Consider the following 14,752-nt stretch of genomic DNA (forward strand, 5'->3'; position numbering starts at 1 on the left):
CGCTCGGCTTCGTCGTCATTGCACGATCCCCTGTTCAAAAACAGGGAATCACATCCACCCAATTTTGCAACAATCCCGCATGGGGGGAGGTCGATGAGGGCTGCGCCTTCGCCAATCTCCAATAGCTCTCAAAACTGGCGGGGCGTATGAACTGCTAATCTCCCTCCTTGCGGGGGAGATGGCCGGCAGGCCAGAGGGGGGTGCTGTCCCGCCGACACATCGGAATGAAAAAGGCAGCGCCGGCGACCGGCGCTGCCTTTGCTTGGAAGCTTATACGCCTCTTCAGAACACCTGGCGGAAGATGATGAACAGCACGAAGGCGAGCGCGATCGAGCACGGCAGGGTCAGCACCCAGGCCAGCAGCAGGTTGCGCACCGTCGACCACTGCAGGCCCGAACCGTTGGCGGCCATCGTTCCGGCGACGCCCGACGACAGCACATGGGTTGTCGACACCGGCAGGCCGAGCCTGTCGGCCATGCCGATGGTCACCATCGCCACCAGTTCGGCGGCCGCACCCTGGCCGTAGGTCAGGTGGCTCTTGCCGATCTTCTCGCCGACGGTGACCACGATGCGCTTCCAGCCAACCATCGTGCCAAGGCCAAGCGCCAGGGCGACGGCGATCTTCACCCACAACGGGATGAACTTCGTCGCGTTGTCGACCGCCTTGTGGTAGTCGGTGACCGCCTTGAGGTCGGCCGCTTCCATTGGCAGCAGCTTCTTCTTGTCGATCAGCTTGAGCGCCTCGCCGATCAGATAGATGTCGTTGCGGGCGTTGCTGACCAGATTGGTCGGCACGTTGTCGACCGAGGCATAGGGCTGCAGCCCGGCGGTCGTGTTGTGGATATAGGTCTGCAGCGCCACGGTGGTCTGGTCGCTCCAGGTCCGGGTGCGCACGGCATCCTGGACAGCGGCCTTGGCATCAGCGACGGTGATGCCGGGCTTTGCATATTTGCCGAGCGCCGTCTCGACATTGACGGAGGCCGACTTGTAGGCTTCGAGGTAGTTGATGTCGGGCGTCCTGTTCAGCGCATAGGCCGTCGGCACCACGCCGATCAGGATCAGCATGATCAGGCCCATGCCCTTCTGGCCGTCATTGGAGCCGTGCGCGAAGCTGACGCCGGTGCAGGTGAAGATCAGCAGGGCACGGATCCACCAGGGCGGCGGGGCATTGCCCTTCGGCGCCTCGTAGAGCGCCGGATTGCGCACCAGAAGCTTCATCACATAGAGCAGGATGGCGGCGGCGAAGAAGCCGACGATCGGCGATACCAGCAAGGTGGTGCCGACATTGGTCGCCTGCGACCAGTCGACGCCGCTGGTAGCGCTGCCGGCCGGTGCCATGAACTGGTTGGCGAGGCCGACGCCGATGATCGAACCGACCATAGTGTGCGAACTCGAGGCCGGCAGGCCAAGGAACCAGGTGCCGAGATTCCACAGGATGGCGGCAACCAGCAGCGCGAACACCATGGCAAAGCCCGAGGAGGAGCCGACCTGCAGGATCAGCTCGACCGGCAGCAGCGACAGGATGCCGAAGGCGACCGCGCCACTGGAGGTGAGGACCCCGAGGAAATTGAAGACGCCCGACCACATGACGGCGAATTCGGCCGGCAGGGAGCGCGTGTAGATGACGGTCGCCACCGCATTGGCGGTGTCGTGGAAGCCGTTGACGAATTCGAAGCCGAGCGCGATCAGCAAGGCAATGCCGAGCAGGATCCACGGCACGGTCTTGGCCACCGCCAGGTCCTGGCTGAGCGCGTATCCGACATAGACGATGCCGACCAGCACCAGCACACCGAAGGCCGGCAGGAACCACTTCGCGCCACCTGAATGATCCAGCGGATGCTCCGGTCTCGGAATGCCCGCCTCGCTAGAAACTATGTCCACCATGTCCCACTCCTATTGCATTGCAGCAAAGAACTGGGAAAGACGCTATGTCCGGACGATGAACCCTGTGTGACGCCGGGGTGGACCCCTGAAGCTCCTAGGCCGGGCCGGAGCTTGTTTTCAGGATTGCCGAAAACAGCGGGTCGAAGGCGCGGCTGATCGGCGCCGCCGCGGCGCCGAGCGCGATCGACCAAGGGTCGGTGGTGCCAAGCTGCAGGCGCGGCAAGGTCCGGCCCGGCCGGTCGGCGATCGACGGCAGCAGCGGATGCATCGCCTCGACCAGCCGGCGGGCCAGTGCTTCCGGCGCGCCGCTGGTCAGGATGACGGTCTGCGGATCGAAGATCGTCTCGATCAGATGCACACTCCAGCGCAGATCATGCGCCGCGCCATCGATCCAGGCCATCATCCCGGGATTCCCGGCCAGGACCAGGGCGTTCATCTGCTCGTAGATATCGCTGTCCGCCGGGTTGAGGCCGAGATGCTGGTAGAGCGAGGCCAGCGATGCGCGATGTTCGAGCGGCGTCGAGCCGGGGCCGGCCGGCGACAGCAAGGCCATGCCGATTTCGCCGGCATTGCCGTGGCCGCCGCTGTAGAGTTCGCCATTGAGGATCAGTCCGGTGCCGATGCCGTAGCCGACATAGAGGCAGACCGCGTGATCGACGCCATGCGCCGCCCCGACGATGCGCTCCGCCGTGGCACAAGCGGCGGCGTCGTTCTGCAAGCCTACATTCAGCCCCGTGCCTTTGGCCAGCGTCTCCAGCAGCGGAAACTTCTGCCAGGCCGGCATCATCCATTTGTCGTCCGAATCCTTCAGTCCGAAAGGGCCGGGCATGGCCACGCCGAGACCGACCAGCCGTTTCTCCGACTGCGAGGAAATCCCGGCCAGGTCGCGCCGGACGCCGTTGATCAGGCCGAGGATCACCTCGACGCCCTTCGACGGCTCATCGAACGGCAGGTTCGCATCGGCGCGCGCCAGCACACTGCCCATCAGATCGACCGCGACCGCCCGCGTCAGGTAGCGGTCGATCTGCAAGCCGATGGCGAAGGCGCCTTCGGGAACCAGCCTGTAGGGTGTCGAGGGCTGTCCCCTGCCCTTGCGCACCGCATCGAGCGGCACGACAAGGCCGTCGCTTTCGAGATCCTCGATGATGTTGGAAACCGCCTGCTTGGTGAGCTGCGTCGCCCGCGCGAGGTCGGCGCGCGACAGGGCGCCATTGAGGCGCAACGCCTCGATCATCACACGGCGGTTGTGCGCGCTGGTGCCTTCCTGATTGGTGCCGCTTTTGGCGCGGATCGGGCTGATGTCATCCACCGGCGTTTCCCCTCTTGACTCGATTAGAATATTGATCGACTAATTAAGTCAAGCGAGTTGACTTAATGCGAACCGAATGCCGGAAAACAAGATGGCCAGGGCCTCGGCCCAACGCCACTGGGCAGCCGGGTGATCACCAGGTCACGCGACATGGATCCGGGAAGACGATGCGAACATCCGCACCGCCGGCCCGTCAACGCCGGAAATGGGAGAAGAAGATGCTTAAGACAATCACCAAAACACTGGTCGGCGCGGTCTTCGCTGGCGGACTGTTCGTTCCGCACGCTTTCGCCGAAACCACGCTCAACGCGCTTTTCATGGCGCAGGCCGCCTACAGCGAGGCCGATGTGCGCGCCATGACGGATGCCTTCACCAAGGCCAATCCGGACCTCAAGGTCAATCTCGAATTCGTCCCCTATGAAGGCCTGCACGACAAGACCGTGCTCGCCCAAGGCTCGGGCGGCGGCTACGACGTCGTGCTGTTCGACGTCATCTGGCCAGCCGAATACGCCACCAACAAGGTACTGGTCGATGTATCGTCCAAAATCACCGACGACATGAAGAAAGGCGTGCTGCCCGGCGCCTGGACCACCGTCCGCTACGACGGCAAATATTATGGCATGCCCTGGATCCTCGACACCAAATACCTGTTCTACAACAAGGAAATCCTGGAAAAAGCCGGCATCAAGACGCCGCCGAAGACCTGGGAAGAGCTTGGCGAACAGGCAAAGATCATCAAGGACAAAGGCCTGCTGAAGACGCCGATCGCCTGGAGCTGGTCGCAAGCCGAAGCCGCGATCTGCGACTACACCACGCTGGTCAGCGCCTATGGCGGCGACTTCCTCAAGGAAGGCAAGCCGGACTTCCAGAACGGCGGCGGCCTCGAGGCGCTGAGATACATGGTCGACAGCTACAAGTCCGGCCTCACCAACCCGAACTCCAAGGAGTTCCTGGAGGAGGACGTGCGCAAGGTTTTCGAAAACGGCGATGCCGCTTTCGCCTTGAACTGGACCTACATGTACAACATGGCCAACGATCCGAAGGACTCGAAGGTCGTCGGCAAGGTCGGCGTTGTGCCGGCGCCTGGCGTTGCCGGCACCAGCGAGGTTTCGGCCGTCAATGGCTCGATGGGCCTTGGCGTCACGGCTGTCTCGACGCATCCGGACGAGGCCTGGAAATACATCGAGTTCATGACTTCGCAGGCGACGCAGAACCAGTATGCCAAGCTCTCGCTGCCGATCTGGGCCTCATCCTATGACGACCCGGCCGTCACCAAGGGCCAGGAAGAGCTGATCGCCGCCGCCAAGCTCGGCCTGGCCGCCATGTATCCGCGTCCGACCACGCCGAAATACCAGGAGCTGTCGACCGCGCTGCAGCAAGCAATCCAGGAATCGCTGCTCGGCCAGTCCTCGCCGGAAGACGCCCTGAAGACCGCCGCGCAGAACAGCGGTCTCTGAGCACCTTTCTCCAGTTGCGGGCGGCCTAGTGCCGCCCGTGCTATGTCTGAAATCACGATGAATGAAGAGAGGCTGCTCTGATGTCGGGCACCTGGATGACCACCCGTGCGTGGTTGCTGATGCTGCCGCTGCTCGTGGTCATGATCGCCGTTATCGGCTGGCCGCTGGTCGATACGGTCAGCCTTTCCTTCACCGATGCCAAGCTGGTCGGCACGGGTGGCGATTTCGTCGGCTTCGACAATTACACGAAGATGCTGTCGAGCACGAATTTCTCGCGCACGCTGGTCACCACGGCGCTGTTCGCGGTCATTTCGGTTGCCGCCGAGATGGTGATCGGCGTTCTCGCGGCCCTTTTGCTTAATCAGGAGTTCCACGGCCGCGCCGTCCTGCGTGCCCTGATGATCCTGCCCTGGGCGCTGCCGACGGTGGTCAACGCCACCCTGTGGCGGCTGATCTACAATCCTGAATATGGCGCGCTGAACGCGGCTCTCACGCAACTCCATCTAATCGACGCCTATCGCTCCTGGCTCGGTGAACCCGGCACGGCGCTGGCGGCCCTGATCGTCGCCGACTGCTGGAAGAATTTTCCGCTGGTGGCGCTGATTGCGCTGGCCGCCCTGCAGGCGGTGCCGCGCGACATCACCGCAGCCTCGCTGGTCGACGGCGCCGGACCCTTCAACCGCTTCCGCTTCGTCATCCTGCCCTATCTTGCCGGCCCGCTGATGGTGGCGCTGGTGCTGCGCACCATCGAGGCGTTCAAGGTCTTCGACATTATCTGGGTGATGACCCGCGGTGGCCCGGCCAACAGCACGCGCACGCTGTTGATCCTCGTCTACCAGGAGGCCTTCTCCTTCCAGCGCGCCGGCTCCGGCGCGTCGCTGGCGCTGATCGTCACGCTGCTCGTGACGGTGCTCGCCGTCGCCTATGCGACGCTGGTGCGAAAGACCGCTGGGAGTGCCGCCTGATGGAACGCAAGAGCCTCGGCTTCACCATCTTCATCCACGCCTGCGCATTGCTGCTCGCCGCAATCATCCTGGCGCCCATCGCCTGGCTGTTCATCATGAGCATATCGCCGGCCGTCGACCTTGCCGCCAAGCCGCTGCGCTGGTGGCCGCAGGCCGCCGACTTCTCGCGCTACCGGCAATTGCTGTCGACCGCTGAAAACAGCGCCGGCGCCGCCTTCACCTCGTCGCTGCGCAACAGCCTGGAGATCGCCGGCATGGCGACGCTGGCGGCATTGGCCCTCGCCATCCCCGCCGGCTGGGCGGTCTCGCGCACGCCCACGATCGGCTGGTCGCTGTCGATGGTCATCGCCACCTACATGCTGCCGCCGGTGGCGTTGGCCGTGCCGCTCTATATGGGCCTGTCGCATCTCGGCCTGCTCAATAATGTCTTCGGCCTGGCGTTGGTTTACCTGACCATACTGGCGCCCTTCACCACCTGGCTGATGAAATCGGGCTTCGATTCCATCCCGCGTGAAATCGAGGCGGCGGCGATGATCGACGGCGCCGGCCTGTTCCAGACCCTGCGCATCATCACGCTGCCGCTCGCCGCACCGGTGATGGCGACCTCGGCGCTGTTTGCCGTGCTGCTCGCCTGGGATGAATTCTTCTATGCGCTGCTGTTCACCTCCGACCAGCGCGCCAAGACCCTGACCGTCGCCATCGCCGATTTGGCCGGCGGCCGTGTTTCCGATTATGGGCTGATCGCCACCGCCGGCGTACTCGCCGCTCTGCCGCCGGTGCTGATCGGCCTGGTCATGCAGCGGGCGCTGATTTCGGGCCTGACCAGCGGCGGTGTGAAAGGATGATGATGACTGCGACAAAAACCCGGCCGGCCGGACTGGCCGCGATCGACCGCGAAATGGCGCGACAGCATGCCGACGCGCGCACTTCGTTCGAACAGAACGCCGCCGTGGCGCAACAGGTCGCCGCCGCGATCGGGAAGACCGGACGCCTGCTTCTGCTCGGCATGGGTGGTTCGCATGCGGTTGGGCGCGCCGTCGAGCCGCTCTATCGCGCGCTCGGCATCGATGCCCTGGCGCTGCCGCTTTCCGAACAGCTCGGCCAGCCCCTGCCGCTGGCGGGACGGATGGTGCTTGTCACCTCGCAATCCGGCGAGAGCGCCGAGGTCGTCAGGTGGTTTGCGGAGGCCGGCGGTACCGTCGATGTTTTCGGCCTGACTCTGGAAAGCACCTCCTTCCTGGCGCGCACCGTGCCTTGCCTGGTCGGCGCCGGCGGCACCGAACTGGCCTTTGCCGCGACCCGCAGCCTGACCGTGAGCTTCGCCTTGCACCTGGCCATCCTTGCAGCCCTCGGCGACGACCCGAATGCCGCGCTCGGCGCGCTGGACCAGCCGCATGACACGGACATCAAGCAGGCGCTCGCGGCACTGGAGAAGGTGACGACCATCGTCACCTCCGGTCGCCGTCTGCAGGGCGTTGCCGAGGCCTTGGCGCTCGGCCTCACCGAACTGTCGCGGTTGCCGTGCTTTTCACTCGAAGGCGGCCAGTTGCGGCATGGGCCGATGGAGATGCTCGGCCCGCGGATCGGCGTCATCCTGTTCCGCGGCAACGACCCGACGGCGGAACTGGTGACCGCCATGGCCACCTCCGTGGTCGAGGCTGGCGCGCCACTCGTCATCTTCGACGCGTCGGGGCAACCACCCGTGGCGGGTGCCGTCACGCTTCCGTTCAAGCCGGCCTCCGGCATGGCCGCCATCTTTGCCATGCTGCCGGTCGCCCAGCGCCTCATGATCGCTTTCGCCGACAGCCGTGTCGACAATGCCGGCACGCCTGTCCGCACCACCAAGATCACCAGGAGCGAGTGATGCGTCCACTCGCGGTGATCGGCAACGTCAATGTCGACCTGATCGTCGGCCCGGTCGCGCCGTGGCCGAAGGCGGGAACCGAGACCGTGGTCGACCATGACGAATTGCGCGTCGGCGGCCAGGCCGGCAACAGCGGACTGGCCTGGCAGGCGCTGGGCGTCGACTTCGCCATTGCCGCCAATGTCGGCGACGACCAGTTCGGCCGCTGGCTTCGCGAGGCTTTCGCAAGCCGCGCCGAAAAATGGCCGGTGCGTCCCGAAGGCACGACGCTGTCGGTCGGCATGACCCATCCAGACGGCGAACGGACCTTCTTCACCACCCGGGGCCACCTGCCGCGCTTCAGCCTTGCCGACGTGCTGTCCGTTTTGGATGGCAACGCGCTTTCCGGCGGCTACGCGCTGTTGTGCGGCTCCTTTCTGACCGAAGACCTGACGCGTGACTACGAGGCGTTTTTCGACTGGGCGGACGGCCACGGCATTGCCGTCGCGCTTGACACCGGTTGGCCGATCGACGGCTGGACCGAGGCCAACTGCGCCACGACAAGAGCATGGCTCTCGCGCTGCCACCTCGCCCTTTTCAACGAGGTCGAGACGGTGACGCTGGCGGCAACCCCAAGCCCGGTGGAAGCCGCGCGCGAAATCCGCTCCAGCATGCGGCAGGGTGCGACCTTCGTCGTCAAGCGCGGGCCGCAAGGCGCCATCGCCATCGGTCCGGACGGGAACCTCGTCGAAGCCACGGCACCCGATGTCCGCGTTGTCGACACGATTGGCGCCGGCGACGTCTTCAACGCCGCCTTCCTGGCGGCCCTCGCCCAGGAACGGCCGCTGTCCGCCTGCCTTCGCGCCGCGACGCATGTCGCTTCGCGCGCCATTTCCACTCTGCCCCGCAACTATGGCGGGCCGATGCATCTCGAGGAGCCCATGCATGAGCGCGCTTGAAATCCGCGGCATCCGCAAGAGCTATGGCAGCGTCGAGACGTTGAAGGGCATCGACATCGCGCTGCAGAGCGGCGAATTTCTGGTGCTGCTCGGCTCGTCCGGCTGCGGAAAGTCGACGCTGCTCAACATCATCGCCGGGCTCGCCGAAGCGACCAGCGGCGATGTGCTGATCGGCGGCCGCTCGATCCTCGGCGTTCACCCCAAGAACCGCGACATCGCGATGGTCTTCCAGTCCTATGCGCTCTATCCGAACCTGACCGTGCGCCGCAACATCGGCTTCGGGCTCGAGATGCGCGGGGTTGCGGCCGATGAGCGCGAGACGGCCGTGAACGAGGCGGCGAAACTCCTGCAGATCGAGACCTTGCTCGACCGCAAGCCGAGCCAGCTTTCCGGCGGCCAGCGCCAGCGCGTCGCCATCGGCAGGGCGCTGGTGCGCAAGCCGCAGGTCTTCCTGTTCGACGAGCCGCTGTCCAACCTCGACGCCAAGCTGCGCCTGGAAATGCGCACCGAGCTGAAGCGGTTGCACCAGATGCTGCAGACCACCGTCGTCTACGTCACCCATGACCAGATCGAGGCGATGACGCTGGCGACGCGCATCGCGGTCATGCGCGACGGCAGGATCGAGCAGCTCGGTACGCCGGAAGAGATCTACAACGAGCCGGCAACGCTCTATGTCGCGGGCTTTGTCGGCGCACCGTCGATGAACATGCTTCAGGCCATCGTCACCGGCGGCAAGCTGGCCGTTGCCGAGTCCGATGTGCGGATGCCTCTGCCCGCGCGCTATGCGAACGCGGCTCGCGAAGGCGCTCCGGTGATCGTCGGTATCAGACCCGAAGCGCTTCGCGTGGCGAGCGACACCGCGACGGAACTGTCGTTGCCCGTGGAGATCGAGGTTGTCGAATTGACTGGCCCCGAACTGGTCACGACGGCACGGATCGGCACGCAAAGGCTGACCGCTTGCCTGCCGCCGCGAGCCCGGGTCGCCAAGGGCGAAAAACACAGCCTCACCTTCGATGAAGCAGCGCTTCGCCTTTTCGACCCTTCGACAGGCAAGGCCCTGACAACGGCCTGAGACAAGCCGCAAGGGGCAGCGCTGTCGGCTCGCACCGCCCCGACTATTTGGCGATCTCAAGCAGGGAGGAGACCAGCAGCTCCCGCTCGTCTTTCGACAGCACATCGGAATCGAAGAGGTTCATGCTGCGCAGCCCCTCGATTGCGAGATAGCAGACCAGCAGCGATTTGAGGTCTGATGTTTCGCCCTTCAGCCGTTCGAAAAGCTGGCGCTTGAACGTCTTGATCGGCGTCATGAAATCGGGATCCTCGGCGATCGCCGAAAAGATCCAGGAGGCCGAGGGCTGCTTTTCCTCGCAGTCATTGGCCGACAGCCTGATGTAGACGGCGAGCGGGTTTTTACCCTCGCCATTGCGATTGGCGACTTCCAACGCCCGCTCGAATTCGCGCAGATAGTCCTCGACCAGCCCCTGCATCAATTTGGCCTTGGTCGGAAAATTGTAGAGCAGCCCGCCTTTCGACACGCCGGCGCGGCTGGCGACGGCCTCCAGCGAGAGGCTGCCGGGCCCGGTTTCCCGGGCAACATCTGCCGCCGCGGCGAGAATCTTCTCGCGCGAATTCGGTCGTTGGGCTCTCATGGCGCCTCCCTTGGCAAGCTTAGGCCCAATTGACAAGACCGTCCAGACGGTACAGTAAGACCGCCGCTGTTTGAAATCGGGGCCTGCAGTCGATATGTGTCCCGATGTCCGCGCTTTGCGCCGGATTTCGACTGAGGGGACTTCCTTGTTCAAGCGCATACTCCGTATCATTATCATCATTGCGGTCCTGGCCGTGCTCGTCATCGTGGTCGGCGGCATCGTCGGCTTCAACTTCCTGCGCGACAACGGCATCAAGCAGTATTTCGCCACCATGAAGCCGCCCGCGGCGACCGTGTCGACGACAATCGTCAAGCCATCGAGCTGGACGCCCGGCGTCGAGGCGATCGGCACCGTGCGGGCGGTGCGTGGTGTCGACCTGACGGTCGAGACTGCCGGCATCGTCAAGGAAATCCCCTTCCATGCCAACGAGAAAGTCGCGGCCAACGCGGTGCTGCTGCAGCTCGACGACGCCGTCGAGCGCGCCGATCTCGACGCGCAGAAAGCGCAGGCCGCGCTCGATCAGGTGTCGCTGAACCGCGCCCTCGAACTGACAAAACGCGGCGTCGGCTCCGACTCGACACTGGACAGCGCGCGGGCGGCGGCGTCCGCTTCGGCGTCCCAGGTCACCAGGCTCCAGGCCGTGCTCGAGCAGAAGCAGCTGACGGCTCCCTTCGCCGGTACGGTCGGCATCCCGAAGATCGACCTCGGCCAGTATCTGTCGCCCGGCACTTCCGTTGTGACACTGCAGGATCTCGACACGATGCGGGCCGACTTCACGGTTCCCGAACAGGAGCTCCCGCTGCTCAAGATCGGCCAGACGGTTCGCTTGGGACTTGGTGGCGACGACAAGCCGTTTGCCGGCGCCATTCGCGGCATCGACCCCAAGATCGACCCGTCCAGCCGGCTGGTGAACATCCGGGCGGAGGTCGCCAACCCCGACGGCAAGCTGACCCCCGGCCAGTTCGTGCAGGTGCGTGTCGAACTGCCCGAGGAGCAGAACGTGCTGATACTGCCACAGACGGCGCTGACCACCAGCCTCTACGGCGACTACGTCTTCGTCGTGCAACCGGCCAAACCGGCTGCGGCGGCGCCGGCCAAGCCGGAAGAAAAACCCGCTGCGGCTACCGACAAGGCGGCGGATGCCAAGCCAGCGGATGCCAAGCCGGCGGACGCGATGAAGCCGGCAACTGATGCCATGAAGCCGGCCGCTGAAGCGGCCAAGCCCGCGGCCGATGCGGCTAAACCTGCCGACCAGCCCGCTACCGATGCGGCCAAGCCGGCGGCGGAAGGCGACAAGCCAGCGCTGGTGTTGTCGCAGGTCTTCGTCAAGCCCGGTCGCCGCAACCAGGGCATGGTCGAGATCGTCGAAGGGCTGAAGGCAGGCGACGAGATCGTCACCGCGGGCCAGAACCGCCTCTTCAACGGCATGTCCGTCAACGTCGACAACACCATCGACCCGACCAAATCGGCGAACAAGCAGGCCGACCAGCAATGAGCTTTTCCGATCTCTTTATTCGCCGGCCCGTCCTTTCGACGGTCCTTGCCTGCATGATCCTGCTGCTCGGGTTCCAGGGCATCTTCAACCTGTCGATCCGGCAGTATCCGAAGGTTGACGAAACGGCGATCACCATCACGACCGCCTATCCGGGTGCCAGCGCCGACCTGATCCAGGGCTTCATTTCCGCCCCGATCGCACGCGCCGTCGCCTCGACCGAAAACATCGACTACGTCACCTCGTCCAGCCGTCCGTCGTCCAGCACCGTGACGGTGCAGATGAAGCTCGGTTCCAACCCCGACGTGGCGCTGACCGAAGTGCTGTCCAAGGTCCAGGGCGTGCGTGGCACCTTGCCGGACGCGTCCAAGGACCCGGTCATCGTCAAGGGCACCGGCCAGCAGTTCGCGATGATGTACATCTCGATGCAGAATCCGAACATGACGAAGGAGCAGCTGACCGAGTATATCGAGCGCGTCATCAGGCCCCGCATGTCGACGGTCGAAGGTGTCGCCGATGTGCAGATCTTCGGCGCCCAGGAATATTCGATGCGCGTTTGGATCGACCCGGTCCGGCTTGCCGCGCGCGGGGTGACGGCAGCGGAAGTGCTCGCAGCGATCAACAACTCCAACTTCCTGTCTGCGCCGGGAAACACCCAGAACGAATATGTCGTTTCCTCCATTACGGTGCGTTCGACGCTGCAGACGCCGGAAGCCTTCGCCGAACTGCCGTTGCGCTCGACCGACGGCAATGTGGTGCGGCTGCGCGACGTGGCCCGCGTCGAACTCGGCGCCGAGAACACCGACACCAGGGTCTCCTTCAACGGCAAGCCCGGCACCTTCCTCGCCATCTTCCCGACCCCGGCGGCCAACCCGCTGACCACAGCGGCCGCGCTCACCAAGCTTGTGCCGCAGATCCAGGAAACGCTGCCGAAAGGCATGACGATCGAGGTCGTCTACGACGCCACCGGGCAGATCAGCGCCTCGATCGACGAGGTGTTCAAGACCATCGCCGAGGCGGTCGCCATCGTCGTCGTCGTCATCCTTCTGTTCCTTGGCTCTTTCCGTTCGGTGATGATGCCGATCATCACCATCCCGCTGTCGCTGGTCGGCGTCTGTTTCCTTCTGTTCGCGGTCGGCTATTCGATCAATCTTCTGTCGCTGCTGGCCATGGTGCTGGCAATCGGCCTTGTCGTGGACGACGCCATCGTGGTGGTGGAAAACATCCACCGCCACATGGAAGAAGACCACATGACGCCCATGCAAGCGGCGTTCAGCGGCATGCGCGAGATCGCCTCCGCTATCGTCGCCATGACCATGACGCTGGCCGCCGTGTTCGCGCCGCTGGCCTTCACCGGTGGCTTGACCGGTGCGCTGTTCCGCGAATTCGCGGTGACGCTCGCCGGCTCGGTGGTGCTGTCGGGCGTCATCGCCATCACCATCACCCCGATGATGTCGGCGCGTCTCTTGAAGCCCGGCAACGCCGGCCGTTTCCAGCGCATCGTCGACGGCGTTTTCTCGCGGGTCGAGCATGTCTACGAGCGTGCCGTCACCGGTTCGCTGAACTATCGCCCGCTGACGCTGCTCATCGTGCTGGCGCTGGTCGGCGTGACCGGCTTCATGTTCACCAAGACCTCGAGCGAACTGGCGCCGGAAGAAGACCAGGGCTTCCTGCTCTCGATCGTGACCGCGCCGGCCTATGCGACGTCCGATTACACCGAGACCTACGTCAACCAGATTCTCGGCCTGGTGAGGGACATTCCCGAAACACGGGCGCAGTTCTCCGCCGTGGCCTTCGGTGGCACGACAAACAGCGCTTTCGTCGGCTTTGCCTTCAAGGATTGGGCCGAGCGCAAGCGCAATTCCAAGGAGCTGCAGGCCGACATTACGGCTCGTATCAACAAGGTCGCGGGCGTCCAGGCCTTCGTCTTCGCCCCGCCGACGCTGCCGGGCTCCGGCGGCGGCCTGCCGATCGCCATGGTGGTGCGCTCGACCGGCGATTCCTCGGAAGTGTACCAGCAAGCCGAGCAGATCAAGAACAAGGCGCAGGCCTCGGGCCGCTTCATCGTCGTGCAGAACTCGATGTCTTATGATTCGCCGCAGGTGACAGTCACCATCGACCGCGATCGCGCCGCGGCCCTCAACCTGCCCATCGCCGATATCGGCCGGACGCTGACGCTGCTGGTCGGCGGCGCCGAAGTGGCGCAATTCGACCGCGACTCCAACAGCTACGACATCATTCCGCAGGTGCCGCAGGAATTCCGCGACAACCCTGAAAAACTCGGCCAATACTTCGTGCGCAGCGTGACGGGCGAGATGGTGCCGCTGTCGGCTGTCGTGAAAATTTCGAACAATGCCTCGCCGGCCGCGATCGAGCAGTTCAACCAGCTGAATTCATCGACGATTTCCGCGCTGCCATTGCCCGGCGTTACCACCGGCGATGGTTTGAAAGTGCTCGAGGACATCGCCAGGGAGAGCCTGCCCGACACCTTCTTCATCGACTACTCCGGCCAGTCGCGGCAGGAGAAGGAGCAGGGCAACACGATCCTGATCGCTTTCGGGGCTGCCGTCATCGTCATCTATCTGGTGCTGGCGGCGCAGTTTGAAAGCTTCCGCGACCCGTTGATCATCATGATGGCGGTGCCGCTGTCGATCTTCGGCGCCATCGTGCCGCTCAATCTGGGCCTCGGCACCCTCAACATCTACACGCAAGTCGGCCTGATCACGCTGATCGGCCTGATCACCAAGCACGGCATCCTGCTGGTCGAGTTCGCCAATCAGCAGCGCGAACTCCACGGCATGCGACGGCGTGATGCCATCATCGCCTCGGCCAAGGTGCGCCTGCGGCCGATCCTGATGACGACGGCGGCGATGGCGCTCGGCGTCGTGCCGCTGATCACCTCCAGCGGTGCCGGTGCCGCAGCCCGCTATTCGATGGGCCTCGTCATCTTCACCGGCATCCTGGTCGGCACCATGTTCACGCTCTTCGTCGTGCCCATGTTCTACACCTTCATCGCCAGCAAGGACCTGCCACATCTGGCGGAAAAGCCGGATCCGAAGCTGATGCCGGCCCTGCCGGACTGATAGAAAAGCCGAAGAACAAAAAAGAGGCCGGAAAAATCCCCGGCCTCTTTTTTTGGCTGTGCTCAAACCGCCGGTTTGAGCGAGCTCGATACCGCGGACATTTCCGGCGAG

At 64.3% G+C, this 14,752-nt stretch carries 11 protein-coding genes; 8 read left to right on the plus strand and 3 right to left on the minus strand.

Annotated elements, in window-relative coordinates:
* Positions 1 to 282: 282 nt before the first annotated feature.
* Both LB577_RS11420 and LB577_RS11425 read right to left on the minus strand, forming a co-directional pair.
* On the minus strand, positions 283 to 1,884 hold the full coding sequence (locus LB577_RS11420; protein WP_224686785.1) for an inorganic phosphate transporter: 1,602 nt from the start codon (positions 1,882 to 1,884) through the stop codon (positions 283 to 285).
* Positions 1,885 to 1,978: 94 nt separating this feature from the next.
* The gene (locus tag LB577_RS11425) at positions 1,979 to 3,193 is read right to left on the minus strand and encodes an ROK family transcriptional regulator (protein ID WP_224686786.1); all 1,215 of its coding nucleotides are present in this window, start codon (positions 3,191 to 3,193) and stop codon (positions 1,979 to 1,981) included.
* Positions 3,194 to 3,411: 218 nt separating this feature from the next.
* On the opposite strand from LB577_RS11425, the gene LB577_RS11430 reads away from it, so the two are divergent.
* The 6 genes from LB577_RS11430 to LB577_RS11455 all read left to right on the plus strand — a co-directional run bounded on the left by LB577_RS11430 (position 3,412) and on the right by LB577_RS11455 (position 9,489).
* Positions 3,412 to 4,650, plus strand: coding sequence for an extracellular solute-binding protein (locus LB577_RS11430; RefSeq protein WP_224686787.1), 1,239 nt, complete (start codon positions 3,412 to 3,414; stop codon positions 4,648 to 4,650).
* Positions 4,651 to 4,730: 80 nt separating this feature from the next.
* The gene (locus LB577_RS11435; protein WP_224686788.1) at positions 4,731 to 5,615 is read left to right on the plus strand and encodes a carbohydrate ABC transporter permease; all 885 of its coding nucleotides are present in this window, start codon (positions 4,731 to 4,733) and stop codon (positions 5,613 to 5,615) included.
* Positions 5,615 to 6,460: a carbohydrate ABC transporter permease gene (locus tag LB577_RS11440; protein ID WP_023763791.1), complete on the plus strand. Its 846-nt coding sequence runs from the start codon at positions 5,615 to 5,617 to the stop codon at positions 6,458 to 6,460. Before LB577_RS11435 ends, LB577_RS11440 begins: the two co-directional genes overlap by 1 nt.
* The gene (locus tag LB577_RS11445) at positions 6,457 to 7,479 is read left to right on the plus strand and encodes an SIS domain-containing protein (protein WP_224686789.1); all 1,023 of its coding nucleotides are present in this window, start codon (positions 6,457 to 6,459) and stop codon (positions 7,477 to 7,479) included. The genes LB577_RS11440 and LB577_RS11445 overlap by 4 nt, the downstream gene beginning before the upstream one ends.
* A complete protein-coding gene (locus LB577_RS11450; RefSeq protein WP_224686790.1) occupies positions 7,479 to 8,417 on the plus strand; it encodes a PfkB family carbohydrate kinase in 939 nt (312 codons plus the stop codon). The genes LB577_RS11445 and LB577_RS11450 overlap by 1 nt, the downstream gene beginning before the upstream one ends.
* A complete protein-coding gene (locus LB577_RS11455; protein WP_224686791.1) occupies positions 8,404 to 9,489 on the plus strand; it encodes an ABC transporter ATP-binding protein in 1,086 nt (361 codons plus the stop codon). The genes LB577_RS11450 and LB577_RS11455 overlap by 14 nt, the downstream gene beginning before the upstream one ends.
* 43 nt (positions 9,490 to 9,532) lie before the next feature.
* Here the strand turns inward: LB577_RS11455 and LB577_RS11460 are convergent, their stop codons facing one another.
* Positions 9,533 to 10,066, minus strand: coding sequence for a TetR/AcrR family transcriptional regulator (locus LB577_RS11460; RefSeq protein WP_023763787.1), 534 nt, complete (start codon positions 10,064 to 10,066; stop codon positions 9,533 to 9,535).
* 145 nt (positions 10,067 to 10,211) lie between these two features.
* Between LB577_RS11460 and LB577_RS11465 the strand changes: the two genes are divergently transcribed.
* Together LB577_RS11465 and LB577_RS11470 are read left to right on the plus strand one after the other, a co-directional pair.
* Positions 10,212 to 11,561, plus strand: a complete 1,350-nt coding sequence (locus LB577_RS11465) for an efflux RND transporter periplasmic adaptor subunit (protein WP_224686792.1) — start codon at positions 10,212 to 10,214, stop codon at positions 11,559 to 11,561.
* Entirely contained in the window at positions 11,558 to 14,641 is a 3,084-nt protein-coding gene (locus LB577_RS11470; RefSeq protein WP_224686793.1) for an efflux RND transporter permease subunit, read from the plus strand. The genes LB577_RS11465 and LB577_RS11470 overlap by 4 nt, the downstream gene beginning before the upstream one ends.
* Positions 14,642 to 14,752: the final 111 nt, after the last annotated feature.

This window comes from Mesorhizobium sp. B283B1A (assembly GCF_020165735.1).
Classification (GTDB): domain Bacteria; phylum Pseudomonadota; class Alphaproteobacteria; order Rhizobiales; family Rhizobiaceae; genus Mesorhizobium; species Mesorhizobium opportunistum.